At 63.9% G+C, this 25,934-nt stretch carries 23 protein-coding genes; 14 read left to right on the top strand and 9 right to left on the bottom strand.

Translation table 11 applies throughout. The annotated features are described in order from the left end of the window. The first annotated feature begins 36 nt into the window (after nucleotides 1-36). The 3 genes from thrC to V3H56_RS21915 all read left to right on the top strand — a co-directional run bounded on the left by thrC (nucleotide 37) and on the right by V3H56_RS21915 (nucleotide 3,401). Complete coding sequence (gene thrC, locus V3H56_RS21925) at nucleotides 37-1,446, top strand: threonine synthase (protein WP_047736763.1); 1,410 nt, start codon at nucleotides 37-39, stop codon at nucleotides 1,444-1,446. Nucleotides 1,447-1,568: 122 nt separating this feature from the next. Then, nucleotides 1,569-2,939, top strand: coding sequence for a transporter substrate-binding domain-containing protein (locus V3H56_RS21920; protein ID WP_047736761.1), 1,371 nt, complete (start codon nucleotides 1,569-1,571; stop codon nucleotides 2,937-2,939). Between the two features lie 174 nt (nucleotides 2,940-3,113). Beyond that, nucleotides 3,114-3,401 carry a DUF3509 domain-containing protein gene (locus V3H56_RS21915; protein WP_042730053.1) on the top strand — a complete coding sequence of 96 codons (288 nt, stop codon included), beginning with the start codon at nucleotides 3,114-3,116 and terminating at the stop codon, nucleotides 3,399-3,401. 242 nt (nucleotides 3,402-3,643) lie between these two features. Here V3H56_RS21915 and V3H56_RS21910 read toward each other — a convergent pair whose 3' ends face one another. Next, on the bottom strand, nucleotides 3,644-4,843 hold the full coding sequence (locus V3H56_RS21910) for a CaiB/BaiF CoA-transferase family protein (RefSeq protein WP_047736759.1): 1,200 nt from the start codon (nucleotides 4,841-4,843) through the stop codon (nucleotides 3,644-3,646). A 147-nt stretch (nucleotides 4,844-4,990) separates the two neighbouring features. Here V3H56_RS21910 and V3H56_RS21905 point away from each other — a divergent pair, with 147 nt between their 5' ends. From V3H56_RS21905 to V3H56_RS21895, 3 genes are all read left to right on the top strand, one after another. Then, the gene (locus V3H56_RS21905) at nucleotides 4,991-5,533 is read left to right on the top strand and encodes a YaeQ family protein (RefSeq protein WP_047736757.1); all 543 of its coding nucleotides are present in this window, start codon (nucleotides 4,991-4,993) and stop codon (nucleotides 5,531-5,533) included. Between the two features lie 75 nt (nucleotides 5,534-5,608). Continuing rightward, nucleotides 5,609-7,318 carry a single-stranded-DNA-specific exonuclease RecJ gene (gene recJ / locus V3H56_RS21900; protein ID WP_042730050.1) on the top strand — a complete coding sequence of 570 codons (1,710 nt, stop codon included), beginning with the start codon at nucleotides 5,609-5,611 and terminating at the stop codon, nucleotides 7,316-7,318. A gap of 349 nt (nucleotides 7,319-7,667) precedes the next feature. After that, nucleotides 7,668-8,774, top strand: coding sequence for an NADH:flavin oxidoreductase/NADH oxidase (locus V3H56_RS21895; protein ID WP_047736755.1), 1,107 nt, complete (start codon nucleotides 7,668-7,670; stop codon nucleotides 8,772-8,774). A 184-nt stretch (nucleotides 8,775-8,958) separates the two neighbouring features. Here the strand turns inward: V3H56_RS21895 and V3H56_RS21890 are convergent, their stop codons facing one another. Then, nucleotides 8,959-10,587 (bottom strand): glucan biosynthesis protein D, encoded by a 1,629-nt coding sequence (locus V3H56_RS21890; RefSeq protein ID WP_047736754.1) that lies wholly within the window; start codon nucleotides 10,585-10,587, stop codon nucleotides 8,959-8,961. A gap of 364 nt (nucleotides 10,588-10,951) precedes the next feature. On the opposite strand from V3H56_RS21890, the gene V3H56_RS21885 reads away from it, so the two are divergent. Next, nucleotides 10,952-11,137: a hypothetical protein gene (locus tag V3H56_RS21885; RefSeq protein WP_042730047.1), complete on the top strand. Its 186-nt coding sequence runs from the start codon at nucleotides 10,952-10,954 to the stop codon at nucleotides 11,135-11,137. A gap of 40 nt (nucleotides 11,138-11,177) precedes the next feature. On the opposite strand, the gene V3H56_RS21880 is transcribed toward V3H56_RS21885, so the two are convergent. From V3H56_RS21880 to ydcS, 7 genes are all read right to left on the bottom strand, one after another. Next, nucleotides 11,178-11,477 (bottom strand): type II toxin-antitoxin system RelE/ParE family toxin, encoded by a 300-nt coding sequence (locus tag V3H56_RS21880; RefSeq protein ID WP_047736752.1) that lies wholly within the window; start codon nucleotides 11,475-11,477, stop codon nucleotides 11,178-11,180. Continuing rightward, the gene (locus V3H56_RS21875; protein WP_047736750.1) at nucleotides 11,440-11,703 is read right to left on the bottom strand and encodes a transcriptional regulator; all 264 of its coding nucleotides are present in this window, start codon (nucleotides 11,701-11,703) and stop codon (nucleotides 11,440-11,442) included. Before V3H56_RS21875 ends, V3H56_RS21880 begins: the two co-directional genes overlap by 38 nt. A 146-nt stretch (nucleotides 11,704-11,849) precedes the next feature. Continuing rightward, nucleotides 11,850-13,274 (bottom strand): gamma-aminobutyraldehyde dehydrogenase, encoded by a 1,425-nt coding sequence (locus tag V3H56_RS21870; RefSeq protein ID WP_042730044.1) that lies wholly within the window; start codon nucleotides 13,272-13,274, stop codon nucleotides 11,850-11,852. A gap of 81 nt (nucleotides 13,275-13,355) precedes the next feature. After that, nucleotides 13,356-14,174 (bottom strand): ABC transporter permease, encoded by an 819-nt coding sequence (locus tag V3H56_RS21865; protein WP_047736749.1) that lies wholly within the window; start codon nucleotides 14,172-14,174, stop codon nucleotides 13,356-13,358. Beyond that, complete coding sequence (locus tag V3H56_RS21860; RefSeq protein WP_047736748.1) at nucleotides 14,164-15,108, bottom strand: ABC transporter permease; 945 nt, start codon at nucleotides 15,106-15,108, stop codon at nucleotides 14,164-14,166. The genes V3H56_RS21865 and V3H56_RS21860 overlap by 11 nt, the downstream gene beginning before the upstream one ends. A 1-nt stretch (nucleotide 15,109) precedes the next feature. Continuing rightward, nucleotides 15,110-16,147: an ABC transporter ATP-binding protein gene (locus tag V3H56_RS21855; protein WP_042730041.1), complete on the bottom strand. Its 1,038-nt coding sequence runs from the start codon at nucleotides 16,145-16,147 to the stop codon at nucleotides 15,110-15,112. 220 nt (nucleotides 16,148-16,367) lie between these two features. After that, the gene (gene ydcS / locus V3H56_RS21850) at nucleotides 16,368-17,519 is read right to left on the bottom strand and encodes a putative ABC transporter substrate-binding protein YdcS (RefSeq protein WP_042730675.1); all 1,152 of its coding nucleotides are present in this window, start codon (nucleotides 17,517-17,519) and stop codon (nucleotides 16,368-16,370) included. 183 nt (nucleotides 17,520-17,702) lie between these two features. Between ydcS and V3H56_RS21845 the strand changes: the two genes are divergently transcribed. The 7 genes from V3H56_RS21845 to V3H56_RS21815 all read left to right on the top strand — a co-directional run bounded on the left by V3H56_RS21845 (nucleotide 17,703) and on the right by V3H56_RS21815 (nucleotide 25,908). After that, nucleotides 17,703-18,404 carry a tellurite resistance TerB family protein gene (locus V3H56_RS21845; RefSeq protein WP_047736746.1) on the top strand — a complete coding sequence of 234 codons (702 nt, stop codon included), beginning with the start codon at nucleotides 17,703-17,705 and terminating at the stop codon, nucleotides 18,402-18,404. Nucleotides 18,405-18,551: 147 nt separating this feature from the next. Further along, nucleotides 18,552-20,174 (top strand): methyl-accepting chemotaxis protein, encoded by a 1,623-nt coding sequence (locus V3H56_RS21840; protein WP_042730677.1) that lies wholly within the window; start codon nucleotides 18,552-18,554, stop codon nucleotides 20,172-20,174. Beyond that, nucleotides 20,174-20,710: a chemotaxis protein CheW gene (locus V3H56_RS21835; protein ID WP_047736744.1), complete on the top strand. Its 537-nt coding sequence runs from the start codon at nucleotides 20,174-20,176 to the stop codon at nucleotides 20,708-20,710. Before V3H56_RS21840 ends, V3H56_RS21835 begins: the two co-directional genes overlap by 1 nt. Continuing rightward, nucleotides 20,707-21,972 (top strand): protein-glutamate O-methyltransferase CheR, encoded by a 1,266-nt coding sequence (locus tag V3H56_RS21830; RefSeq protein WP_047736742.1) that lies wholly within the window; start codon nucleotides 20,707-20,709, stop codon nucleotides 21,970-21,972. The genes V3H56_RS21835 and V3H56_RS21830 overlap by 4 nt, the downstream gene beginning before the upstream one ends. Then, the gene (locus tag V3H56_RS21825) at nucleotides 21,969-22,640 is read left to right on the top strand and encodes a chemotaxis protein CheW (protein WP_047736740.1); all 672 of its coding nucleotides are present in this window, start codon (nucleotides 21,969-21,971) and stop codon (nucleotides 22,638-22,640) included. The genes V3H56_RS21830 and V3H56_RS21825 overlap by 4 nt, the downstream gene beginning before the upstream one ends. Beyond that, nucleotides 22,637-24,901: a hybrid sensor histidine kinase/response regulator gene (locus V3H56_RS21820; protein WP_047736738.1), complete on the top strand. Its 2,265-nt coding sequence runs from the start codon at nucleotides 22,637-22,639 to the stop codon at nucleotides 24,899-24,901. Before V3H56_RS21825 ends, V3H56_RS21820 begins: the two co-directional genes overlap by 4 nt. After that, on the top strand, nucleotides 24,898-25,908 hold the full coding sequence (locus tag V3H56_RS21815) for a chemotaxis response regulator protein-glutamate methylesterase (protein WP_047736736.1): 1,011 nt from the start codon (nucleotides 24,898-24,900) through the stop codon (nucleotides 25,906-25,908). Before V3H56_RS21820 ends, V3H56_RS21815 begins: the two co-directional genes overlap by 4 nt. Nucleotides 25,909-25,934: the final 26 nt, after the last annotated feature.

Below are 25,934 nucleotides of genomic sequence, written 5' to 3'. Positions count from 1 at the left end.
CTCGAAGCTCGAAGCTCAAACCAAAGGTTTGCCCCCATGCGCTATATCAGCACCCGCGGCCAGGCACCGGCCCTGAATTTCGAAGATGTCCTGCTGGCCGGCCTGGCCACGGACGGCGGCCTCTATGTGCCGGAAAACCTGCCCCGTTTCACCCAGGAAGAAATCGCCTCCTGGGCCGGCCTGCCGTACCACGAGCTGGCGTTCCGGGTCATGCGCCCGTTCGTCACCGGCAGCATCCCGGACGCCGATTTCAAAAAGATTCTCGAAGAGACCTACGGGGTCTTTTCCCACAACGCTATCGCACCGCTGCGTCAGCTCAACGGTAACGAGTGGGTGATGGAGCTGTTCCACGGCCCGACCCTGGCGTTCAAGGACTTCGCCCTGCAATTGCTCGGCCGCCTGCTGGACTACGTGTTGCAAAAACGTGGCGAGCGCGTGGTGATCGTGGGCGCCACCTCCGGCGACACCGGCTCGGCCGCCATCGAAGGCTGCAAGCATTGCGAGAACGTCGACATCTTCATCCTGCACCCGCACAACCGTGTCTCGGAAGTGCAGCGTCGGCAGATGACGACCATCTTCGGCGATAACATCCACAACATCGCCATCGAAGGCAACTTCGACGACTGCCAGGAAATGGTCAAGGCCAGTTTCGCCGATCAGGGTTTCCTCAAGGGCACCCGGCTGGTGGCGGTGAATTCGATCAACTGGGCACGGATCATGGCCCAGATCGTTTATTACTTCCACGCAGCCCTGCAACTGGGCGGCCCGGCCCGTTCCGTGGCGTTCTCGGTACCCACCGGCAACTTTGGCGATATCTTCGCCGGCTACCTGGCGCGCAACATGGGCCTGCCGATCAACCAGTTGATCGTCGCCACCAACCGCAACGACATCCTGCACCGCTTCATGAGCGGCAACCAGTACGTCAAGGAAACCCTGCACGCCACGTTGTCGCCGTCGATGGACATCATGGTCTCGTCGAACTTCGAACGCTTGCTGTTCGACCTGCACGGTCGCAATGGCGCGGCCATCGCCGGCCTGATGGACAGCTTCAAGCAGGGCGGCGGCTTCAGCGTCGAGCCCGAGCGCTGGACCGAAGCCCGCAAGCTGTTCGATTCCCTGGCCGTGGATGACGCGCAAACCTGCGAAACCATCGCCGAGGTCTTCAGCCAATGCGGCGAGTTGCTCGACCCGCACACCGCCATCGGCGTCAAGGCCGCCCGTGAGTGCCGTCGCAGCCTGGACATCCCGATGGTGGTCCTGGGGACGGCCCATCCGGTCAAGTTCCCGGAAGCCGTGGAGCAAGCGGGTGTAGGAAAAGCGCTGGAACTGCCTGCACATCTTTCTGATTTGTTTGAGAGAGATGAGCGTTGCACCGTGTTGCCCAACGACCTGGCTGCCGTGCAGGCCTTTGTCAGTCAGCATGGCAACCGCGGAAAGCCACTCTGACCGCCTGAACCTGTCACATTTTGAAGCCCGTCTCCTGACGGGCTTTCTTGTTTCTGCATGCCAAACTGATCGGGTTTTCGGCCCTGGGAGGGACGAGCGAGTCATCTCGAAGGAAAGTGCAGATGTTGTTTTTTATCAAATCCGAACCCTTGCGCAGTTGGGTGGCAGGCCTGGCGTTGATGTACTGGGCGCCGTGGGGCGGGGCGACGCCGTTGGCCACCGTCCAGGCGCCACCGCTCAACCCTGGCGAACGGCTGGTACTGGACGCCCGGGAATTGAAGTGGATCAGGGAAAACCCGCGGGTCGTGGTGGCCTCGATGCAGTTTCCGCTGTACCTGTTCAAGAATGAGCTGGGGCAGTGGGACGGCTTGAACCACGACATTCTCCAGCGCATTGCGCTGATGACCGGCCTTGAGTTCGTGCACCGGGAGTCATTTTCCCCTGGCCAGTTATTGACCATGCTGGAGAATGGCGAGGCGGACATGACCGCCAATCTGGCGATGAATGACGAACGCCGGGACTTCCTCCATTTCAGCCATGCATTTGGCGGCTTCGGCTGGGTATTGGTCGGCCGGGCCGGGGAGACGGTGCTCCATTCGCTGGAGCAGCTCAAGGGCAAGGTCCTGGCGTTGCCCGCCCGGCATGCCCTGGAGGCGGAGATCCGGCGCGACTACCCGACCATCGAGTTGCGCACGGTCAAGACGTATGGGGAGGCGCGGGCGTTGGTGGAAAGCCGGGAGGCCTTCGCCACCATCGAGAACGAAACCAGCGTGCACCTCTACCCGGCGGGGCAGTTGCAGGTCGGCGCCAGCCTTGAGGGGCGCTGGGAACCGGACTACCTGGCGGTGCGCCAGGACCTCACCCCCTTGCTGGGGATCCTGAACAAGGCGCTGGAAGGGTTTCCGGCCGAGGACATGCGCGCACTGCGTGCCAAGTGGCTGACGGGCACGCTCCCCAGCCCTGCGCCTTCGCTGTGGCAGCGCGTGTCGACGTGGGGGTACTGGTGCGTGATCACGGTCGCGCTGTTCGGCCTGTTGTCCGTGCTGTGGAACCGTCGCCTGCAGATCCAGATCGATCAGCGCCTCCAGGCCGAGGCCGTGCTCAAGGACCAGTTGATGTTGCAGCGGGCCTTGATGGACGCGATTCCCGATCCGATCTTCATCCGCGACCTGGAAGGGCGCCTGATCATGTGCAACAAAAGTTACGAAGACCTGTTGGCGACGCGTTTCGAAAAGCTGCGGGGCACGCGATTGACGGATTCCAGCGTTTTCCCCCCGGCCACCGCCGAACAGCTGCATGGCGAAATGATGGAGCAGTTGCGCACCGGACAATCCCGATTTGCCGACCGGCAACTGCTGTTCAATGGCGGTTTGCGCAATATCTACCATTGGTCGGTGCCGTTCTACGGGGCCGATGGGCAGTTGCGCGGGCTGCTGGGCGGCTGGAAGGACGCAGGGCGCCGGTGGTGTCGTTCCGATGGCTTGCTGGCCTGATCCCGCAGCGTTCGCGATGCGCCGGCCTGTTGTTTGCCTGTCACATTGCACGCGCATGCTCGGTTGAACGAGGCCCAGGTGTGCCGCCTCGCTGCGCTGGCGAACTTTCTGTTGCGGCCCACGGTCATTTACTGGGTACACGCAGTTGTTTTCGGACTATTGAAGGGTGAGCGAATGGAAAGTATCAGCCTATTGCTGGGTGAGGCTTTGAGCCCGTATCAGGTCTCGCTGACTCCCTCTGGCGCCAAGGGCGAATGCCTGGTGACGCTGAAGAATGCCTCCGGGGCCATTATGGTCGAACGAGTGTTCAACCAAGCCCAATTGACCGACAAGCGTCAGCTGACGGACGTGGTCGACGGCCTGCACCGCGATGTACTGATTGCCGAGGGGCGCCTGGAGCCCTGTGTGATAGCGGCGCTGCGTAACCTGGCGGGCGACAAGGTCATGGTTGCCCCGAATTGACCCGAGTTCGTGGGAACCTTCCTACGCTTTGGTGAGTCAGACCTTTTACCAACAAGAGCGAGCATTGTGCTCCGGTGCTCGTCGCTTGTTGTACTAACCATGAATGGTTACGTTTAACCCCGAGTTGTCTCCCCACTGCTCGGGGTTTCTTTTTGCCTGGCGTTTGTGTTTTAGCGCGCAACCTTTGTGGGAGCAAGCTTGCTCCCACAACTTGATCTTCAGTGACGGCCCGCTGTGGTGTGTCAAATAGCGCCGTCGGTGCGCAGCTTGGCGATCTGCTGTGCATCGTAGCCAAGCTCGCCGAGCACTTGTGCGTTGTGTTCCCCCAACGTCGGCCCGACCCAGTCGCAAGTGCCCGGCGTGTCCGACAGTTTCGGGACGATACCGGGCATCTTGAACCCCTTGCCGTCTGGCAACTTGGCCTGCAGGAACATTTCCCGGGCGAGGAATTGCGGGTCGTTGAACATGTCCTCGGCGCTGAATATCCGGCTGGCCGGCACGCCGGCCTGGTTCAACTGTTCGATGACGACATCGAGGGGCAGTGAATTGACCCAGCGGTCGATGACGCCATACAACTCGTCACGGCGGGCGTCACGGCCATCGTTGCTGGCCAGTTGCGGGTCATTGGCCAGGTCGTCGCGACCGATGAGCTGCATGAAGCGCTTGAAGATCGCGTCACCGTTGGCGCCGATCTGCACGTGCTTGCCGTCGGCGCTGGTGTGGATCGACGACGGTGTGATGCCGGGCATGATATTGCCGGTGCGCTCACGGATGAAACCGAACACGTCGAACTCCGGCACCATGCTTTCCATCATGGCGAAGATCGCCTCGTACAACGCCACGTCCACCACCTGGCCGGTGCCGCCGTTGACTTCGCGGTGGCGCAGGGCCATGAGCGCGCCGATCACGCCCCAGAGTGCGGCGATGGAGTCGCCGATGGAAATCCCGGTGCGCACGGGCGGACGGTCTTCGAAGCCGGTGATGTAGCGCAGGCCTCCCATGGATTCACCCACCGCGCCAAACCCTGGCTGGTCTTTCATCGGCCCGGTCTGGCCGAAACCCGACAGCCGCACCATCACCAGCCTGGGGTTGAGCGCGTGCAGGACGTCCCAGCCCAGGCCGAGTTTTTCCAGCACGCCGGGCCGGAAGTTCTCGATCAGGATGTCGGCTTCGCCGATCAGTTTTTTCAGGATCTGCAGGCCTTCGGGGTGTTTCAGGTTCAGGGTCAGGGATTGCTTGTTGCGCGCCTGGACGAACCACCACAGGGACGTGCCTTCATACAGCTTGCGCCACTTGCGCAGCGGATCGCCGCCATCCGGCGATTCGACCTTGATCACCTCGGCGCCGAATTCACCGCAGATTCGCGAAGCGAAGGGCCCGGCGATCAGGGTGCCCAGTTCGATGACTTTGACGCCGGCAAGGGGTTTGGCAGTGAGCGACATGGCGGATCCTGTAGGACAAGGCAGAACGAATAGAGCGTTTTATCATAGGCCAGGGTCAGTCGCCGCAGGTTGATGGTCGGCAATTCGTGGATTGCCCGCGTCATCGGTTAGACTTGCCGCCTTTCCCCGTATCAAGAAGCCCTGTTCATGGCCCAGCCGTCCACGACCTACAAGTTTGAACTGAACCTCACCGACCTCGACCGTAATGTCTACGAGAACGTGAAGCAGACCATCGCCCGCCACCCTTCGGAGACCGAGGAACGCATGACCGTGCGTCTGCTGGCCTACGCGCTCTGGTACAACGAGCTGCTGTCTTTTGGACGTGGTCTGTCGGATGTCGATGAGCCAGCGTTGTGGGAAAAAAGCCTGGATGACCGTGTGCTGCACTGGATCGAAGTCGGTCAGCCCGATGCCGATCGCCTGACCTGGTGCTCGCGCCGCACCGAGCGCACCAGCCTGCTGGCCTACGGCAGCTTGCGCGTCTGGGAAGGCAAGGTGATTCCGGCGATCAAGAACCTGAAGAACGTCAACATCGCCGCGGTGCCCCAAGAAGTGCTCGAAACCCTGGCCCAGGACATGCCCCGGGTGATCAAGTGGGACGTGATGATAAGCGAGGGCACGGTGTTCGTGACCGATGACCGCGGTCAGCATGAAGTCCAGTTGCAATGGTTGCTGGGCGAGCGTGGTTGAGCCACCACGGCATCAAGCTCCCTCGCCACAAGTCATCAAAATTCCACAGCTTTATAGAGAAATGTCCGTCACTCCATGCGCATAGAACCCCGCCAGCTACCCGACACCCTGCCGTTTCTGGGGGACCTGCCGCCCTTGTTGACTCGCCTGTACGCCGCCCGTGGCGTGCAGTCCGAGGCCGAGCTGGACAAGAGCCTGGCGCGCCTGATTCCGTTCCAGCAGCTCAAGGGCATCGACGCGGCGGTTGACCTGTTGGTGGTGGCGCTGGAGCAGCGCCAGCGGATCCTGATCGTCGGCGACTTCGACGCCGATGGCGCGACCGCCAGCACCGTCGGCATGCTGGGGCTGCGCCTGCTTGGTGCGGCCCATGTCGACTACCTGGTGCCCAACCGCTTCGAGTATGGCTATGGCCTGACCCCGGAAATCGTCGAAGTCGCGCTGGCTCGCGAGCCGCAGTTGCTGATCACCGTCGACAACGGGATTTCCAGCGTGGAAGGCGTGGCGGCGGCGAAGGCCGCGGGGCTCAAGGTGCTGGTCACCGACCACCACTTGCCGGGCCTCGAACTGCCGGCGGCCGATGCCATCGTCAACCCGAACCAGCCTGGCTGTGAGTTTCCGAGCAAGGCGCTGGCCGGGGTCGGGGTGATCTTCTACGTGCTGATGGCGCTGCGGGCCCGCCTGCGCAGCCTGGGGTGGTACGCCAGCACGCCGCAACCGAACATTGGCGAGTTGCTCGACCTGGTGGCCCTGGGCAGCGTCGCCGACGTGGTGCCCCTGGACGCCAACAACCGCATCCTGGTGCACCAGGGGCTGGAGCGGATTCGTGCCGGGCGCGCCCGCCCAGGCATCAAGGCCATCCTGGAAGTGGCCAAGCGCGACCCTTCGCGCATCACCTCCACGGACCTCGGGTTTATCCTTGGGCCGCGCCTGAATGCGGCGGGGCGCCTGGATGACATGAGCCTGGGCATTGAATGCCTGCTCACCGACGACCCGGCCCTGGCGCGGGAAATGGCCGCGCAACTGGATGGCATGAACCAGGACCGCAAATCCATCGAGCAAGGCATGCAGCGCGAAGCCCTGGCCCAGCTCAAGGAGCTGCCTGTGGAGTCGATGCCGTTCGGCTTGTGCCTGTTCGACCCGCAGTGGCACCAAGGGGTGATCGGGATTCTCGCCTCGCGGATGAAAGAGCGCTATTTCCGACCGACCATCGCCTTTGCCGACGCCGGTGACGGCTTACTCAAGGGCTCGGGACGCTCGGTGCCGGGGTTCCACATTCGCGATGCGCTGAGCGTGGTGGCGGCGCAGCATCCGACCCTGATCAGCAAGTACGGCGGCCACGCCATGGCGGCGGGGCTGACGTTGCCGGAAGCGAATTTCCCGTTGTTTGCCGAGGCGTTCGACGCTGAAGTGCGCAGGCAACTGCGCGACGAAGACCTGACCGGGCGGCTGTTGTCGGACGGCACGTTGGCGGTCGAGGAGTTCCACCTGGAACTGGCCCGGGCGCTGCGTCATGCCGGGCCCTGGGGCCAGCATTTCCCCGAGCCGATGTTCCACGGCGTGTTTCAGTTGGTGGAACAGCGGGTGGTGGGCGAACGGCACTTGAAGGTGGTCCTCAAGAGCGAGTGCGGCTCGGTGAAGCTTGATGGCATCGCCTTTGGCATCGACCGCGAGATCTGGCCCAACCCTACCGTGCGCTGGGTGGAACTGGCCTATAAGCTCGACCTCAACGAGTTCCGCGGCCAGGAAACCGTGCAGTTGATGATTGCTCATATCGAGCCGCGGTAAACACACAGATTCCCAAGGCGATGATCTCCCTGTGGCGAGGGGATTTATCCCCGTTCGGCTGCACAGCAGCCGCAAATTGGCTGACGAGGTATGCCAGGTACACCTCGATGCCAGGTTTTGGGGCTGCTGCGCAGCCCAGCGGGGATAACTCCCCTCGCCACAGTAGCTTGTTTTAGATTCTGAACCCTGCCTTATCCCACGTTGTCGACTAGGCTCTAAGCACTGCTTGATAGCCCTTGTGACGTCTTGTCGATTTTCGTTGCCCGCGGGGGCGGGTGTTGCGCTTTTGTCACTCGTCGACTGTTCAAACAGAACCCTGGAGCCTGCCCACTGATTCGAGAGGTGCCCCATGAGTCTGCTGCTGGAACCCTATACCCTTCGTCAACTGACCCTGCCCAATCGCATCGCGGTCTCACCGATGTGCCAATATTCGAGCGTCGATGGCCTGGCCAACGACTGGCATTTGGTCCACCTGGGAAGCCGCGCCGTTGGTGGCGCCGGCCTGGTGTTCACCGAAGCCACCGCCGTCACGGCTGACGGCCGTATCACCGCCCAGGACCTGGGGCTGTGGAACGATGAACAGATCGAACCGCTGCAACGCATTACCCGTTTCATCACCGCCCAGGGGGCTGTGCCGGGTATCCAGTTGGCCCACGCCGGACGCAAGGCCAGTACCTGGCGCCCCTGGCTGGGCAACCACGGCAGCGTGAAGCCGGCGGATGGCGGCTGGGTGCCGGTCGGTCCGTCGCCGATCGCCTTCGACCCACAACACACCCAGCCGGTCCAGTTGGACGAGGGGCAGATCGCCGGCCTGATCCAGGCGTTCGTCGATTCGGCCAAGCGCGCCCTCACCGCCGGGTTCAAGGTGGTCGAGGTCCACGCCGCCCACGGTTACCTGCTGCATCAATTCCTGTCGCCCTTGAGCAATCAGCGCCGCGATCAATATGGCGGTTCGTTCGAAAACCGCATCCGCCTGGTGCTGCAAGTCACCGAAGCGGTCCGGGCGGTCTGGCCTGAAGAGCTGCCGGTGTTCGTGCGCGTTTCCGCCACCGACTGGGTCGAGGACGGCTGGAACCCGGATGAAACCGTGGAGCTGGCACGGCGCCTCAGGGCGTTGGGGGTGGACCTGATCGACGTGTCCTCGGGTGGCACCGCCGCCAACGCCGAGATCCCCACCGGCCCTGGCTACCAGACCCGCTTTGCCGAACGGGTGCGCAAGGAATCGGAAATCGCCACCGGTACGGTGGGCATGATCACCGAACCGGCCCAGGCCGAACACATCCTGCGGACCTGCCAGGCAGACATCATCTTCCTGGCCCGCGAATTGTTGCGTGATCCGTACTGGGCCTTGCACGCCGACGATGACCTGGGCGGGCGCAAGGCCGTGTGGCCGGCGCAGTACCAGCGGGCGACGCATCGGGACCAGCCGATTCATGAATCGGATTTGCGCGATTGAGTGTTTGGTAAAACAAAAAAGCCCCGGTCGTCATTGGCCGGGGCTTTTTGCTTATCTGAAATCGTGAGTGTTGGTACTGCCGTCTTCGCGAGCAAGCTCGCTCCCACAGTGGATTCGTGTTGTTCACACGTAATCTATGGGAGCGGGCTTGCTCGCGAAGGCGTCATCCCTGACGCAGCAGGGCTCAGGGATACTTGCGCTTGTCCGGCGCTGGCGGGAAGTACTGGTACAGCCAGGTCTCGCTCAAGGTCCGGTCCTTGGTGCGGATGAACAGGCGCATCTGCACCGGGTCGACGCGGTCGTCGGTCGGGTACCAGTCGAAGGTGATGCGGTAGCCCTTGATCGCGTCCAGCACCAGTACGTTGAAATCCTTCACCTCGCCATGGGAGCAGGTCACCACCGGTTCGATGCCAGTGCCCGGTGGCAACTGGTCGAGACCGCCGCCGCTGAAGTCCACGGCGAAGCGGCGGGCCCAGACGGTCGGGTAGTGTTCGCCCGGCGCCCAGCCTTCGATGAAGCCGCCCATGCCCGAACGGGTTGCATCGACATGGGCCAGGTCCGTGCTGACCGGGGGCAGGGCGCTCCAGTAGAGTTTGTAGCCGTAGTTCAACGAGTCGCCGGCGGCCACCGGTTTCTTCGGTGTCCAGAACGCGACGATGTTATCCAGGGTTTCGCCGGTCGTAGGAATTTCCAGCAGGTCGACCGAGCCCTCGCCCCAGGCCGTCGTCGGCTCGACCCACAGGCTCGGGCGCTTGCTGTACCAGTCCACGGTGTCCTGGTAGCTGGCGAAGTCATGGTCGGTCTGTACCAGGCCGAAACCTTTCGGATTGTTGTCGGCAAAGGCGTTGAATTGCAGGGTGGCGGGGTTGTTCAACGGACGGCAGACCCACTCGCCGTTGCCGCGCCACATGGCCAGCCGGTCGGAGTCATGGATTTGCGGATGGATGGTGTCGCACATGCGCCGCTCGACGGTGCCGCAACTGAACATGCTGGTCATCGGCGCGATACCCAGTTGTTCGATGGCGGTGCGGGCGTTGATGTGCGCATCGATTTCCATCACCACACGGGTCGGTTGGCAATCGATGTCGAACCGATAGGCACCGGTGGCGCTGGGGGAGTCGAGCAAGGCGTAGACCACGAAGCGGGTGCTGTTCTTGTCCGGGGTTTCGAACCAGAACTTGGTGAAGTCCGGGAACTCCTCGCGCTTCTTGGCGTAGGTGTCGATGGCCAGGCCGCGAGCCGACAGCCCGTACTGGCCGCTGGCATCGACGGCGCGGAAATAACTGGCCCCCAGGAACGACACGATGTCGTGGCGGGCCAGTTCTGGCGCCTTGAACACGCGAAAGCCGGCGAAGCCCAGGTCACCCGTCAGTTGCGAGGTGTTGACCGTGGTTTTCTCGTAGTTGAACAGCTCCGGGCGGAAGTGCACCTCACGGGCCATGCGGGTCTTCGGGTCGAGGCTGTACATGCGCACCGGCTGCTTGAAGCCCATGCCGACGTGGAAGAACTGCGCGTCCAGTTGCCGACCTTCCAGCTCATTCCACAGGGAGTGATTGGCGTCGTACTGAATGGCGTTGAACTGCAAGGGCGACATCTGCGCCAGGGTCGGCGGCAAGACTTGCTTGGTGTCGACGTAGCGGCTGGCGGCCAGTTTGCGGGCCTGGTCTTTCAGTGAATCGAAATCGAAGGGACGGGCTTCGCCGTCGGCGGTCTGATCAGCAGCCCAGGCGCGCGCGGCCATGAGCCCTGAGGCTGACAGCCCGGTGTAGGCGGCAAAGGCCATGGAGGCCTTGAGCAGGTTCCTGCGGTGCATAAATACAACCTTTCTCGAAACAATCCCGTGCCCATCCTGGCAACAGAAGACTGATGAAGGAGTTCGGACATGCCTTTGGCCAAACGCGACGAACGTTAGAACAGATGCCTGAGAGCTGGATCGGTTCACCGAGGCGCAAAATCATAGGGGATGAGCGGGTGCCGGGAGAACGGAAAGCGGGGCTAAGTCAAAATTTCTTACAGTTATTTCTTTTTTTATAAGGATTGCGGCATTTTTTGACTAATTACTCTAAAACTCCCTTCTCCCGGTTGGAAACCTCCCTATTCTCTAGCGTGACAGGCGATCCACGCCGGGATCCACACGCGCTATCAGTTACATTCGACGTACAGAAGGACATACGCTCATGACGAAAATACAGGGCATCGCTGAAATACTGGGGATCTTTCCAAACCTGACTCATGGGCGCAGGTCGCGGCGCTTGAGCCTGGAAGAACTGAAACTGGTGGAGCGCTATCGGGAACTGTCGGAAAGCGACCGGATCGCCATGCGCTACCTGGTGGATGCAATGAGGAGTGTTTCGAGGTTCTAAGGGCAGGATCGGCGGCCGGAGTGGACGGGCATCACCGATGTCATTCCGGCGACCAGTCCTGTGGACGCTCGTTGCGTTGGTGCAATATCCGCAGAATCTGCACTTGTGCATGCACCATACGGTAGGGGATAACGAACGGGTAGCGTGTCAGCACCAGCTCTCGGATATCGGGTGCGATCGAGGGGCGGCCCGAACCCGGAAAACGCTGCAGGCGTTGCAAGGTTTCCAGGATCGTGATGATGGCGGCATCTGCGCCGTTCTTGCCGAGGGCAGCTTGGTAGTGTTCGTGAATCGAGTCGAGGTCACTCTGTGCTTTGTTGGTCAGTACGATGCTCGGCACGCTTTGCCCACTTAGCCTTCACGGCGTCCAGGTCGGTCAGGTTTCCAGCGTCGGCATCTGCCACGCCTTCGCTGATGGCTTGCAGATGCCAGGATTCGGCCTCCACATATCGGACCAGTGCACGCTTGAGGTGGTATTGACGATCGCGGTCGGTGGCGATGGCCAACAAATCCAGCTGTTGGGCCAGACCTTCTTCCACGCGAAAGGATAAAACGGGCGAGGCCATGGCTGATCTCCTAGGGTGTATACGTTGTAGACACCCTAGGTTCTGCCAGGATTTCCGTCAACCGGCGAACGTGCATCGATCGACGAAAACCTTAGCAGGACCTCGACCCGGCAACCGTGGGCATGTGTTGCCAACGTTGTCTTGACTCAGTGCTTGAACATCACATGGCGCACCACCGTGTAATCCTCCAGCCCATACATGGACATGTCCTTGCCGTAGCCGGAGCGTTTCTGACCGCCATGGGGCATTTCGCTGACGAGCATGAAGTGGGTGTTGACCCAGGTGCAGCCGTATTGCAGGCGTGCCGCCAGGCGATGGGCGCGACCGACGTCGGCGGTCCATACCGAGGATGCCAGGCCGTAGTCCGAATCGTTGGCCCAGGCCAGCACTTGCGCTTCATCGAGGAACGGTGTGACGGAAACCACCGGCCCGAAGACTTCCCGGCGGACGATTTCGTCATCCTGCTGGGCATCGGCCAGCACGGTCGGCTCGAAGAAGAACCCGTTGCCCTCCACGGCCTTGCCGCCGGTGACCAGGCGAATATGCGCCTGGGCGATGGCGCGCTCGACGAACCCGGCCACGCGGTCGCGATGCTGGGCGGTGATCAGCGGGCCCATCTCGGTGTCGGCGGCGGTTTGCAGGCCGTACTTGATGCTGCTGACCGCCGCGCCGAGTTTTTCGACAAAAGTGTCATAGATGCCTTGCTGGGCATAGATACGGCAGGCGGCGGTGCAATCCTGGCCGGCGTTGTAGAAGCCGAAGGTGCGGATGCCTTCCACCGCGGCGTCGATGTCGGCGTCGTCGAAGATGATCACCGGGGCCTTGCCGCCCAGTTCCATGTGCGTGCGCTTGACGCTGTCGGCGGTGCTGGAAATGATGTTCGAGCCGGTGGCAATGGAGCCGGTCAACGAGACCATGCGCACTTTTGGGTGGGTCACCAGGGGCTGGCCAACGGTCGGCCCGCGACCGAACACCACGTTGAGCACGCCGGCCGGGAAGATCTCTGACGCCAGTTGCGCCAGGCGCAACGCCGTCAGCGGGGTCTGTTCCGATGGCTTGAGCACCACGGTATTGCCGGCGGCCAGGGCCGGGGCGATTTTCCAGGCGACCATCATCAGCGGGTAGTTCCACGGTGCGATGGAGGCGACGACGCCCACCGGGTCGCGACGGATCATCGAGGTGTGCCCCGGCAGGTACTCGCCGCCGGCCGAACCGTTCATGCAGCGGCTGGCGCCGGCAAAGAAGCGGAACACGTCGGCGATCGCCGGGATCTCATCGTTCAGCGCGGCGCTCAGGGGCTTGCCGCAATTGTCCGACTCCAGCTTTGCCAGCTCCTCGCCGTGGGCCTCGATGGCGTCGGCCAGCCGAAGCAGCAGCAAGGAGCGGTCCTTGGGGGCCACCTGGGACCAGCTGTCGAACGCACTGTCGGCAGCGCGCACGGCAGCGTCCACCTGGGCTTCGCTGGCCTCGTTGATTTCCACCAGCACCCGGCCCAGCGCAGGGTTGAACACGGCTTGACCAGGCCCTTCGCCGTCCACCAGATGGCCGTTGATCAGTAGTTTGGTTTGCATCTCCCTGTCCTCCTCTCGCTGTTTTGTTTTTTGTGGCAGAGAGCCGATCGCTCCCTCACTGGATAGTCGTCAGTGGCTGATTCATTTTCCCCCGCTGCCCGCCACGCTTTCGCCTCCTCGGGTCAGGTAATAGGCCCCCAGTATCGGCAGCATGGTCACCAGCATCACCAGCATCGCTACCACGTTGGTCACCGGCACGTCGCGGGGCCGGCTGAGTTGATTGAGCAGCCACAGCGGCAGCGTGCGTTCGTGGCCGGCGGTGAAGGTGGTGACGATAATTTCGTCGAACGACAGCGCAAACGCCAGCATTCCGCCGGCCAGCAACGCCGAGCCCAGGTTGGGCAGGATGATGTAGCGGAACGTCTGCCAGCCGTCGGCCCCCAGGTCCATCGACGCCTCGATCAGGCTGTGGGCAGTGCGGCGCAGGCGCGCGATGACATTGTTATAGACGATCACCACGCAAAAGGTTGCATGGCCGACGACGATGGTGAACATCCCCGGCTCGATCCCCAGGCTCTTGAACGTCGCCAGCAACGCGATGCCGGTGATGATCCCCGGCAGGGCGATCGGCAGGATCAGCATCAATGAAATGGCCTGCTTGCCGAAGAATTCACGCCGGTACAGCGCCGCCGAGGCCAACGTGCCAAGCACCATGGCGATCAGCGTGGCGATGGCCGCGACCTGCAGCGACAACTTGATCGCTTCCAGCACGTCGGGGCGTGCGAAGGCGACGCTGAACCACTTCAGGGTCAGGCCCTTGGGCGGAAAGCTGAACGCCGCGTCCTCGGTGTTGAACGCGTAGAGGACGATGATCAGGATCGGAAAGTGCAGGAATACCAGCCCGCCCCATGCCGCAAGACGCAGCCCCCAGGACGCTCGGGACAAGGAGTCAGAGTGCATCGAAAGCCCCCAGGCGCTTGACGATGGACAGGTACACGGCGATCAGCACGATGGGCACCAGCGTGAAGGCGGCCGCCATGGGCATGTTGCCGATGGCCCCTTGCTGGGCGTAGACCATGCTGCCGACGAAGTAGCCCGGCGGCCCCATCAGTTGGGGCACGATGAAATCCCCCAGGGTGAGTGAAAACGTGAAGATCGAGCCGGCGGCGATGCCTGGGATCGACAGCGGCACAATCACCTGCATGAACGTCTGGCGCGGTTTGGCGCCCAGGTCTGCCGAGGCTTGCAGCAGCGACGGCGGCAGGCGTTCGAGGGAGGCCTGGATCGGCAGGATCATGAAGGGCAGCCAGATGTAGACAAACACCAGGAAGCGCCCCAGGTGCGAGGTGGAAAGCGTGCTGCCCCCGACGCCGGGGACGCCAAGCACGAACTGCAGCGACGGTCCCAGGCCCAGTTGCTGGATGAACCACTGCGCCACGCCGCCCTTGGCCAGCAGGAGCGTCCAGGCATAGGCCTTGACGATGTAGCTGGCCCACATCGGCAGCATCACCGCGATGTAGAAAAACGCCTTGGTCTTGCCTCGGGTGTAGCGCGCCATGTAGTAGGCAATCGGGAACGCGACGATCGCGCTGGCGATGGACACGACGATGGCCATGCTCACGGTGCGCAGGATGATGTCGACATTCGAGGGTTGGAACAGGGCGACGAAGTTCGCCAGGGTCAGGTCCGGCGTGACGGCCATGGTGAAGTCGTCGAAGGTGTAGAACCCCTGCCACAACAGGGTCAGCAGCGAACCCAGGTAGACCGCGCCGAACCAGATCAGCGGCGGCACCAGTAACATCGACAGGTAGAGGTTGGGGCGTCGGTACAACAGGTTGGAGAACCGTCGCAGCGAGCCCGATGCGGTGGCGGAGCGCAAGGCCGGTGTGTTCATGTCACGCCTCGCCCGGGACGCTGTCGTGCAGGGGGATCATCGCCTCGCGGGCCCAGCGCACGGCCAGGTGCTGGCCGGCCTGGTGGCGGGTCCCCGGGTCGTCCCATTGGGTGTTGGCCTGGCTGAGGTTCAGGACCTGGCCGTTGGCAAGCTTCAACTCGTAGCGCGTGGCGCTGCCCTGGTACTGGATGTCGTGGAGCAGGCCGTGGACTTCGATCTCATGCGCGGCCAGCGGGCCGTCGGCAAACCGCAGGTGTTCGGGGCGGATCGAGAAGGGCTGTGGATAACCGCTCAGGGTTTGCGCCAGCTCGCCACGGATCACGTTGGAGGTGCCGACGAACTCGGCGACGAAGGTGGTCGCCGGCTTCATGTACAAATTGCGCGGGGTGTCGACCTGTTCGATGCGCCCCTTGTTGAACACCGCCACGCGGTCGGACATCGACAGCGCTTCGGTCTGGTCATGGGTGACGAAGATGAACGTGATGCCCAACTGGCGTTGCAGTTTTTTCAGCTCGCCCTGCATCTGTTCCCGCAGCTTCAGGTCCAGAGCCCCCAGGGGCTCGTCCAGCAGCAGCACCCGCGGGCGATTGACCAGCGCGCGGGCCAGGGCCACGCGTTGGCGCTGGCCGCCGGAGAGCTGGGCCGGCTTGCGCTCGCCGTAGCCGCCCAGGGCGACCATCTCCAGGGCGTCTTCGGCGCGCTTGATGCGCTCGGCCTTGGCCACGCCCTTGACCTTCAAGCCGTAGGCCACGTTGTCGCGCACGTTCATGTGCGGGAAGAGGGCGTAGTCCTGGAACACCGTGTTGACGTCCCGCTGGTAGGGCGCCAGTCCCGTGGCTTCCTCGCCGTGGATGCGGATCGAGCCTTCACTGGGCTGCTCGAACCCGGCGATCAGGCGCAGGCAGGTGGTCTTGCCCGAACCGGAGGGGCCCAGCATGGAAAAGAACTCGCCGTCCTGGATATCGATTGAAACCCGGTCAACGGCTTTCACATCGCCGAACTGACGGGATACCTGGGTGAATTGGACTGCAAGCGTCATGGTGCGGGGCTCCAAAAAGCGGGGCGGGTATGAACCTTCAATGATTGGCACGCGACCCCGTGGCGAGGGAGCTTGCTCCCGCTGGGTGGCGCAGCCGCCCTAAAACCAGGCGATGCGGTGTGTCAGCTAATACCGCGTCGCTCGGTTTTGGGCGCGCTTCGCACGCCAGCGGGAGCAAGCTCCCTCGCCACAGGGGCTGCTCCCATTTATGTACCGGGCCTTATCGCCCACCCATGATCGCAATGTAGTCCTGGGTCCAGCGGCTGTAGGGCACGTACTTGCCCCCCTCGGCCTGCGGGGTTTTCCAGAAGGCGATCTTGTCGAACTGATCGAAGCCGTTGGTCTTGCAGCCTTCGGCGCCGAGCAGTTCGCTGCCTTTGCACGCCGCCGGCACCGCCGGCAGGGATCCGAACCAGGCGGCCACGTCACCCTGGACTTTCGGTTGCAGCGACCAGTCCATCCATTTGTAGGCGCAGTTGGGGTGCTTGGCATCGGCGTGGAGCATCGTGGTATCGGCCCAACCGGTGGCGCCTTCTTTCGGGACGGTCGAGGCGATCGGCTGTTTCTCGTTCATCAGGCCGTTGACCTGGTACGGCCAGGCCCCGGACGCCACGACACCCTCGTTCTTGAAGTCACTCATCTGCACGGTGGTGTCGTGCCAGTAGCGGTGGATCAACGGTTGCTGCGCTCGCAGCAATTGCAGCACGGCCTTGTATTGCGCCTCGTCGAGCTGATAAGGGTCCTTGATGCCCAGCTCAGGCTTGGCGGTCTTGAGGTAGAGCGCTGCGTCGGCGATGTAGATCGGACCGTCGTAGGCTTGCACGCGCCCCTTGTTCGGTTTGCCGTCGGGCAGGTCCTGGGCGTTGAACAGCACGCCCCAGCTGGTCGGCGCCTGCTTGAACACCTCGGTGTTGTACATCAGTACGTTCGGGCCCCACTGGTACGGTGTGCCGTAGGTCTGCTGGTTGACCACGTACCACGGCGCATCCTTGAGGCGTGGGTCGAGGTTCTGCCAGTTGGGGATCAGCGCCGTGTTGATCGGCTGCACCCGCTTGCCGGCAATCAAGCGCAGCGAGGCATCGCCCGAGGCGGTGACCAGGTCGTAGCCACCCTTGGTCATCAGGCTGACCATTTCGTCGGAGGTCGCCGCGGTCTTCACGTTCACCTTGCAACCGGTTTCCTGCTCGAAACCGCTCACCCAATCGTAGGCCTTGTCGCTTTCGCCGCGTTCGATGTAGCCCGGCCAGGCCACGATATCCAGCTGGCCTTCGCCAGCGCCAATCGCCTTGGGCAGCTCGGCGGCCTGGAGGCTGACACCGGTCAGCAGCGCCGTGGTCATTGCGCTGAGCAATACGGTCTTGTGCGCGTACATGGGAATCCCTCTTGCTTTAATTGTGGTCGGGGCAGTGTCGGAACGGGGCGATACGCCATGGATGGCTAGCTATTAGCGTAGTCAGGCAACATCTGGAAGCAAACTTGCCGCTGTACAAGGGCACTTTCGATCTAGGCTGGTGGCCTTAATGATCCGGTTAACCCGAATGCGTGGAGGTGGTAAATGAACACCCGTGGATTGCTCGATCAACTCCTCAAGTCTGGCCAGGAGATGTTGCAGAACAAGGCCGGCGGCTCACAAGACAAGGCGTCCGGTGGCTTGGGCGGCTTGCTCGGGGGCTCCGGCAACCTGGGCGCAATGCTCTCCGGCAAGGGGGCCCTGGCCGCCGGGGCCATGGGGCTGCTGCTGGGAAACAAGAAAGCCCGCCACTTCGGCGGCAAGGCCTTGGCCTATGGCGGCTTGGCCGCGCTGGGCGTGATCGCCTACAAGGCCTATGGCAACTGGCAGGCCCAGCAGGGCCGCGCCCCGCAAACCGAACCGCAGACCCTGGACCGCGTGCCCCCGGCGCAGGTCGAGCAGCACAGCCAGGCGATCCTCAAGGCCCTGGTGGCGGCCGCCAAGGCCGACGGCCATGTGGATGAGCGTGAGCGCGAGCTGATCGAAGGCGAGTTCACCAAGCTCGACAACGACCAGGAACTGCAACACTGGCTGCACGCCGAACTCAACAAGCCCCTGGACCCCACCGATGTCGCCCGCGCCGCCGGCACCCCGGAAATCGCCGCGGAAATGTACGTCGCCAGCGTGATGCTGGTGGACGAGGAAAACTTCATGGAGAAGTCCTACCTCGACGAACTGGCCCGCCAGCTCAAGCTGGAGCCGGGATTGAGGGCTGAGCTGGAGAAACAGGTGCGCCAGGCCGCCTGATCCCCCACGCAAATACCCCTTCAGAAAACACCTCCTGTGGGAGCGAGCAGGCTCGCTCCCACAGTTTTTTGCAGGGCGCGCCCATACAGCCGTTCCCCGGCCCTCAGCTATACTCCCCAGCATTTTCAAAGTGCCTGAGGTTTTACTGTGAAGAACTGGACATTGCGCCAACGCATCCTGGCGAGTTTCGCGGTGATCATCGCCATCATGCTGCTCATGGTGGTTGTCTCGTACTCGCGGTTGCTGAAGATCCAGGACAGTGAAGAACGGGTGCGTGCCGATGCGGTGCCGGGGGTGTACTACAGCTCCATGATTCGCGGTGGCTGGGTCGACAACTACGTCCTGACCCAGCAGATCGTCGGCCTTTCCGGAAACCGCGAGCTCACCGCCGAGGACAAGGCCCGCTACCAGGGCTTCGAGCAGCACCTGCGCGAAGAAATAGAGAACTATGAAAAACTGATCCAGAACCCCGCCGACCAGGCGTCTTTCGACGAGTTCGAGGCCAACCACCAGGCGTTCAACCAAGCCATGGCCAAGGTCCTGGACTTGTACCAGCGCAAGGACTACGAAGGCGCGCGGCAGATCCTGGACAAGGAGCTGACGCCGGCCTGGATCGGCGGCCGCGGGCACCTGAACCGCATCATCGAACGCAATCGCGAGCTCGCGCAAAACGCCACCCAGACCATCGGCGATGCGGTGACGGCGGCCAAGGTGGCCATGGGCCTGTCATTTCTCGTCGCGCTCATCATCGCGCTGCTGTGCGGGCTGTTGCTGATGCGCGCGATCATGGCGCCGATGAACCGCATCGTGGAGATCCTAGACGTCATGCGCAGCGGCGACCTGAGCGGACGCCTGAACCTGGCGCGCAAGGACGAATTCGGCGCGGTGGAAACCGGCTTCAACGACATGATGGCCGAACTGACATCGCTGGTGGCCCAGGCCCAGCGTTCGTCGGTGCAGGTCACCACGTCGGTGACCGAGATCGCCGCCACGTCACGGCAGCAACAGGCCACGGCCACTGAAACCGCCGCCACCACCACCGAGATCGGCGCGACGTCCCGGGAAATCGCCGCCACGTCCCGCGACCTGGTGCGCACCATGACCGAGGTTTCCACCGCTGCCGACCAGGCCTCGGTGGCCGCCGGCTCCGGCCAGCAAGGCCTGGCGCGCATGGAAGACACCATGCATTCGGTGATGGGCGCCGCCGACCTGGTGAACGCCAAGCTGGCGATCCTCAACGAGAAGGCTGGCAACATCAATCAGGTGGTGGTGACCATCGTCAAGGTGGCGGACCAGACCAACCTGTTGTCCCTCAACGCCGCCATCGAGGCCGAGAAGGCCGGTGAATACGGGCGCGGCTTCGCCGTGGTGGCCACCGAAGTGCGTCGCCTGGCCGACCAGACCGCCGTGGCGACCTACGACATCGAGCAAATGGTGCGCGAGATCCAGTCCGCCGTATCGGCCGGCGTGATGGGCATGGACAAGTTCTCCGAAGAAGTGCGTCGAGGCATGGCCGAGGTGCAGCAGGTCGGCGAGCAGCTGTCACAGATCATCCATCAGGTCCAGGCGCTGGCACCGCGGGTGTTGATGGTCAACGAAGGCATGCAGGCCCAGGCCACGGGGGCCGAGCAGATCAACCATGCCCTGGTGCAACTGGGCGACGCCAGCAGCCAGACCGTGGAGTCCTTGCGCCAGGCCAGTTCCGCGATCGATGAACTGAGCCAGGTGGCCGTAGGGCTGCGCAGTGGCGTCTCGCGTTTCAAAGTCTGATGGGCGAATTCGAGACCCGGCATGGCACCGCGCCGACGGCCCGCCAGGCGCTGTTCCTGGTGTTTCGCATCGGCAACGAACGTTATGCGTTGCAGGCCATCGATGTGGTGGAGGTACTGCCGCGCCTGCCCCTCAAGCCCATTGCGCGAGCGCCGGCCTGGGTGGCGGGCGTGTTTGCCTGGCGCGGTACGGTGGTGCCGGTGATCGACCTGTGCGCCCTGACATTCGGCCAGGACGCCGAGGCCCGCACCAGCACGCGCTTGGTGCTGGTCCATTACCGGCCCGACAGCGGCCAAGCGGGGCATGTGCTGGGGCTGATCCTGGAACAGGCCACCGACACCTTGCGTTGCGATCCGGCGGACTTCCAACCCTATGGCCTGGAGAACCGGCAGGCGCCGTACCTGGGCCCTGTGCGCGAAGACGCCCAGGGGTTGCTGCAATGGGTGCGGGTCAATGACCTGCTCGACGCGTCGGTTCACGCCATGTTGTTCCCCACTCCGCCGCTCAACCCGCATGATTTCGAGGCGCGGCCATGAGCAGTGACCAACGCTTTTTCGACTTCCTCAAGGCGCGCATCGGCCTCGACGTGACGTCTGTTGGCACCGCCATCATCGAGCGGGCCGTGCGCCAGCGCATCCTGGCCGTGGTAGGACGAACCGCCGATGAATACTGGCAAACCCTGCAGCATTCGACCCAGGAACAGCAGGCGCTGATCGAAGCGGTGATCGTCCCGGAGACCTGGTTCTTTCGCTATCCGGAGTCGTTCGCCACCCTGGCCAGGCTGGCCATCAAACGCCTGGCCGAGATCAACCACCTGCGTGCGTTGCGCGTCCTCAGCCTGCCGTGCTCCACCGGCGAGGAGCCCTATTCCATCGCCATGGCCTTGTTCGACGCGGGCCTCAAGCCCCATCAGTTCAAGGTCGATGGCCTGGACGTCAGCCCGCTGTCGGTGGAGCGGGCCAGGGGGGCGCGCTACTACAGGAACTCCTTCCGTGGGGCGGACTTGGGTTTTCGCGAGCGGTATTTCGTCGCTGAAGATGACGGCTATCGCCTCGACGAACGGGTGCGCGAGCAGGTGCGCCTGCAAGTGGGCAACCTGCTGGATCCGGCGTTGCTGGTGAACGAGGCGCCTTATGACTTTGTGTTTTGCCGCAATCTGCTGATCTATTTCGACCAACCGATCCAGCAGCGGGTGTTCGAGGTGCTCAAGCGCCTGACCCACCAGGACGGCGTGCTGTTTATCGGCCCGGCCGAAGGCAGCCTGCTGGGGCGGCTGGGCATGCGTTCAATCGGCGTGCCCCAATCGTTCGCCTTCAGCCGCCAGGGCGTCGCCGAGCCACAACCGTTGCCGGCCTTGGCGCCGACCCCGCCACCGGTGCGCCAGCCGCCACCGCGGGTTGTCCCCCCGGTGGCGAGGCCCCGGCCGTTCGCCCCAACGGTGGCGCCGGTTGCCGAGCCAGGAAACCGCGAGGCTGACGCCTTGCTGGCGCAGATCGCGGCCCTGGCCAACGGTGGCAAAAGTGCCGAGGCCCGTGCGGCGTGCGAACAGTATCTGCGCAACCACGCGCCGGTGGCCCAGGTGTTCTATTGGCTGGGGTTGCTCAGCGACATGGCCGGCGACGCACTCCAGGCCCAGGGTTTCTACCGCAAGGCGCTTTATCTTGAACCGCAGCACGCCGAGGCCCTGGTGCACCTGGCGGCGCTGCTGGCTTCCCAGGGAGACGCGGCTGGCGCGCGTCGATTGCAGGAACGCGCCGCGCGCAGTGGGCGCGCGGCAGACAGTGAGCGTAAACAATGAGCGGTCCGGCTTCTTACCACGTCATCCATGACGAGGCCCAGGCAATCGACGATTGCTGGAACCGTATCGGGATCCATGGCGACAAGTCCTGCCCGCTATTGGTCGAGCACATCCACTGCCGCAATTGCGCGGTGTATTCGGCCGCCGCTACCCGGCTGCTCGACCGCTACGCCTTGCAGCAGGATGACCGGGCGCGGGTCCAGGCGCCGGTGGACAGCGACCTTGTCACCCGCTCGTTGCTGATGTTTCGCCTGGGTGAAGAGTGGCTGGGCCTGACCACCCGCAGCCTGGTGGAGGTCGCGCCGTTGCAGCCGATCCATTCGTTGCCGCACCAGCGTTCGCGGGCCTTGCTGGGCGTGGCGAACGTGCGCGGGGCGTTGGTGGCCTGCCTGTCGCTGGCGGAGCTGTTGGACCTGGAACCCGGCGGCATCACGGCGTCCGGCGCCCGGAGCCAGCCGCGCATGCTCATCGTCGCCGCCAAGGGCGGGGCGGTGGTGGTACCGGTGGACGAGGTGGACGGTATTCATGCCATCGACGAACGCATCCTGGCGAACGCTTCGCCGTCCGCCGGCAAGTACACCCGTGGCGTGTTGCCCTACAAGGGGCGCAGCCTGCGCTGGCTGGACGAAGAACAGTTGTTGTCTGCCGTGACCCGGAGCCTGTCATGACCCCTGACCAGATGCGCGACGCGTCGCTGCTGGAGTTGTTCAGCCTGGAGGCCGAAGCCCAGACCCAGGTGCTGAGTGCCGGGCTGCTGGCCCTGGAACGTGACCCGACCCAGGCCGATCACCTGGAGTCATGCATGCGCGCCGCGCACTCGCTCAAGGGCGCGGCGCGGATCGTCGGGGTGGACGCCGGGGTCAGCGTGGCCCACGTGATGGAGGATTGCCTGGTCAGCGCCCAGGAACGGCGCCTGGTGCTGACGGCCGAGCACATCGACGCCTTGCTGCAAGGCACCGACCTGCTGACGCGCATCGCCACGCCGGGCAACGACGTGGGCGCCGCGGAGATCGAGGCCTATGTCAGCCTGATGGGGCGTTGGCTGGATCCCAGCGTCGTGCAGGACGCGTTGGTGACGCCGGCCAGGATCGAGGTGCCGGTGGCGCCGGTCCGCGTCGAGTTGCCCGAGCCGCAAGCCCCGCAGCCCGCGGAGCCGGCCACCAAGGGCAAGCGGGTCATCGAAGGTGGCGAGCGGGTCCTGCGGGTGACCGCCGAGCGTCTCAACGGCTTGCTCGACCTGTCGAGCAAGTCCCTGGTGGAAACCCAGCGCCTCAAGCCCTGGCTGGCGACCCTGCAACGGCTCAAGCGCCAACAGGGCAATGGCTTGCGTGCCCTTGAGGCGTTGAACGTGCACCTCAAGGAGCACGCCCTGAGCCTGCAAGCCCAGGAAGCCCTCGACGATGCGCGGCGCTTATTGGCCGAGACCCAGCAACTGTTGGCGCAGAAAACCGCCGAGCTGGACGAATTCGCTTGGCAGGCCGGTCAGCGGGCGCAAGTGCTGTATGACACGGCGCTGGCCTGCCGCATGCGCCCGTTCGCCGATGTGCTCTCCGGCCAGGTGCGCATGGTGCGCGACCTGGGGCGCAGCCTGGGCAAGCAAGTGCGCCTGGAAATCGAAGGCGAGAAAACCCAGGTCGACCGCGATGTGCTGGAGAAGCTCGAGGCGCCGCTGACCCACCTCTTGCGCAACGCCGTGGACCATGGCATCGAAACCCCGGAGCAACGGCAACTGGCCGGCAAGCCCGCCGAAGGCCTGATTCGCCTGCGGGCCTCTCACCAGGCCGGGTTGCTGGTCCTGGAGCTGGCCGACGACGGTGCCGGCGTGGACCTGGAGCGGGTCCGTCGCAGCATCGTCGAGCGCGGCCTGTCCCTTGAGCAGACGGCCGCCAGCCTGAGCGAAGAGGAGCTGCTGACGTTCCTGTTCCTGCCCGGTTTCAGTCTGCGCGACAAAGTCACCGAAGTGTCCGGGCGCGGTGTCGGCCTGGACGCCGTCCAGCACATGGTCCGGCAGTTGCGCGGGTCGGTGGTGCTGGAGCAGACGGCGGGCGAGGGCAGCCGTTTCCACCTCGAAGTGCCGTTGACGCTGTCGGTGGTGCGCAGCCTGGTGGTGGATGTCGGCAACGAGGCCTATGCCTTTCCCCTGGCCCACATCGAGCGGATGTGCGACCTGGCGCCGGAAGACATCGTCCAGGTCGAAGGACGCCAGCATTTCTGGTACGAAGGTCGGCACGTCGGCTTGGTGGCGGCCACCCAATTGCTCAATCGCCCGGCGACGCAGAACAACCAACAGACCCTCAAAGTGGTGGTGATCCGCGAGCGTGAGGCGATCTATGGCGTGGCGGTGGAGCGTTTCATTGGCGAGCGGACCCTGGTGGTGCTGCCCCTGGACGAACGCCTGGGCAAGGTCCAGGACATTTCCGCCGGGGCCCTGCTGGACGACGGCTCGGTGGTGTTGATCGTCGACGTCGAAGACCTGTTGCGTTCGGTGGACAAGCTGCTCGACACCGGGCGCCTGGAGCGCATTGCCCGGCAGGACCAGGCCCAGGCCCCGCGCAAGCGCATCCTGGTGGTGGACGATTCGCTGACCGTGCGCGAGCTGCAACGCAAGCTGCTGCTGGGGCGCGGTTACGACGTGGCGGTGGCGGTGGACGGCATGGACGGCTGGAACGCCTTGCGTTCGGAAGACTTCGACCTGCTGATCACCGACATCGACATGCCGCGCATGGACGGCATCGAGCTGGTCTCCCTGCTGCGGCGCGACAACCGTCTGCAATCGCTGCCGGTGATGGTGGTGTCCTACAAGGACCGCGAAGAAGATCGCCGTCGTGGCCTGGACGCCGGCGCCGACTATTATCTAGCCAAGGCGAGCTTCCATGACGACGCCTTGCTCGACGCCGTGGTCGAATTGATCGGAGGAGCACGCGCTTGAAGGTCGCCATCGTCAATGACATGCCCCTGGCGGTCGAGGCCCTGCGCCGCGCCCTGGCATTAGAACCGGCGCACCAGTTGGTCTGGGTGGCCGCCAATGGCGCCGAGGCGGTGCAGCGCTGCGCCGAATACACCCCGGACCTGATCCTGATGGACCTGTTCATGCCGATCATGGACGGCGTGGAGGCGACCCGGCGGATCATGGCCGACACGCCGTGCGCGATCGTGATCGTCACCGGTGACAGTCAGCAGAACGTCCACCGCGTGTTCGAGGCCATGGGGCACGGGGCGCTGGACGTGGTCGACACGCCGGCCCTGGGCGTCGGCAACCCGGCCGATGCGGCGGCGCCCTTGTTGCGCAAGATCGCCAACATCGGCTGGTTGATCGGTGAGCGCGGCAACCGCGAGCGCTCGGCGCCGGCGTCGCAGCGTGCGGCGGTATCGCGCAAGCGCCTGGTGGCCATCGGCTCGTCGGCCGGCGGCCCGGCGGCCCTGGAGATCCTGCTCAAGGGTTTGCCGCGCGACTTTGCCCCGGCCATCGTGCTGGTCCAGCACGTGGACGAGGTATTTGCCGCGGGCATGGCCGAGTGGCTGAGCAGTGCCTCGGGGCACACCGTTCGCCTGGCCCGGGAAGGCGAGACACCCCAGGGCGGCACGGTGCTGCTGGCCGGGACCAACCATCACCTGCGGCTGTTGAAGGACGGCACCCTGGCCTACACCGCCGAGCCGGTGCACGAGATCTACCGCCCTTCCATCGACGTGTTTTTCGAGAGCGTCGCGCACTTCTGGAGTGGTGACGCAGTGGGTGTATTGCTCACCGGCATGGGGCGCGATGGCGCGCAAGGGCTTAAACTGATGCGCCAGCAGGGTTGCGTGACCATCGCCCAGGACCAGAGCAGCAGCGCGGTCTACGGTATGCCAAAGGCCGCCGCCGCCATCGATGCTGCCGCCCATATACTTGCCCTGGACCGCATAGCGCCAAGGCTGTTGGAGATTTTTGCCCCATGACGACCCCCGGCCGTCTTGCCTCAGGC

This window comes from Pseudomonas sp. MS646 (assembly GCF_036693845.1).
Taxonomy (GTDB): Bacteria; Pseudomonadota; Gammaproteobacteria; order Pseudomonadales; family Pseudomonadaceae; genus Aquipseudomonas; species Aquipseudomonas chlororaphis_E.
The sequence above is the reverse complement of the archived record's forward strand: the minus strand, read 5'-3'. Positions and strand labels throughout refer to the sequence as shown.

Coding starts and splice junctions, on each gene's coding strand:
- recJ (WP_042730050.1), top strand. CDS start 5,609: ATGCGCATAGAACCCCGCCAGCTACCCGACACCCTGCCGTTTCTGGGG.
- ydcS (WP_042730675.1), bottom strand. CDS start 17,519: ATGTACGCGCACAAGACCGTATTGCTCAGCGCAATGACCACGGCGCTG.
- V3H56_RS21890 (WP_047736754.1), bottom strand. CDS start 10,587: ATGCACCGCAGGAACCTGCTCAAGGCCTCCATGGCCTTTGCCGCCTAC.
- V3H56_RS21910 (WP_047736759.1), bottom strand. CDS start 4,843: ATGTCGCTCACTGCCAAACCCCTTGCCGGCGTCAAAGTCATCGAACTG.
- thrC (WP_047736763.1), top strand. CDS start 37: ATGCGCTATATCAGCACCCGCGGCCAGGCACCGGCCCTGAATTTCGAA.
- V3H56_RS21860 (WP_047736748.1), bottom strand. CDS start 15,108: ATGAACACACCGGCCTTGCGCTCCGCCACCGCATCGGGCTCGCTGCGA.
- V3H56_RS21865 (WP_047736749.1), bottom strand. CDS start 14,174: ATGCACTCTGACTCCTTGTCCCGAGCGTCCTGGGGGCTGCGTCTTGCG.
- V3H56_RS21825 (WP_047736740.1), top strand. CDS start 21,969: ATGAGCGGTCCGGCTTCTTACCACGTCATCCATGACGAGGCCCAGGCA.
- V3H56_RS21870 (WP_042730044.1), bottom strand. CDS start 13,274: ATGCAAACCAAACTACTGATCAACGGCCATCTGGTGGACGGCGAAGGG.
- V3H56_RS21915 (WP_042730053.1), top strand. CDS start 3,114: ATGGAAAGTATCAGCCTATTGCTGGGTGAGGCTTTGAGCCCGTATCAG.
- V3H56_RS21835 (WP_047736744.1), top strand. CDS start 20,174: ATGGGCGAATTCGAGACCCGGCATGGCACCGCGCCGACGGCCCGCCAG.
- V3H56_RS21845 (WP_047736746.1), top strand. CDS start 17,703: ATGAACACCCGTGGATTGCTCGATCAACTCCTCAAGTCTGGCCAGGAG.
- V3H56_RS21895 (WP_047736755.1), top strand. CDS start 7,668: ATGAGTCTGCTGCTGGAACCCTATACCCTTCGTCAACTGACCCTGCCC.
- V3H56_RS21885 (WP_042730047.1), top strand. CDS start 10,952: ATGACGAAAATACAGGGCATCGCTGAAATACTGGGGATCTTTCCAAAC.
- V3H56_RS21905 (WP_047736757.1), top strand. CDS start 4,991: ATGGCCCAGCCGTCCACGACCTACAAGTTTGAACTGAACCTCACCGAC.
- V3H56_RS21855 (WP_042730041.1), bottom strand. CDS start 16,147: ATGACGCTTGCAGTCCAATTCACCCAGGTATCCCGTCAGTTCGGCGAT.
- V3H56_RS21820 (WP_047736738.1), top strand. CDS start 22,637: ATGACCCCTGACCAGATGCGCGACGCGTCGCTGCTGGAGTTGTTCAGC.
- V3H56_RS21875 (WP_047736750.1), bottom strand. CDS start 11,703: ATGGCCTCGCCCGTTTTATCCTTTCGCGTGGAAGAAGGTCTGGCCCAA.
- V3H56_RS21830 (WP_047736742.1), top strand. CDS start 20,707: ATGAGCAGTGACCAACGCTTTTTCGACTTCCTCAAGGCGCGCATCGGC.
- V3H56_RS21920 (WP_047736761.1), top strand. CDS start 1,569: ATGTTGTTTTTTATCAAATCCGAACCCTTGCGCAGTTGGGTGGCAGGC.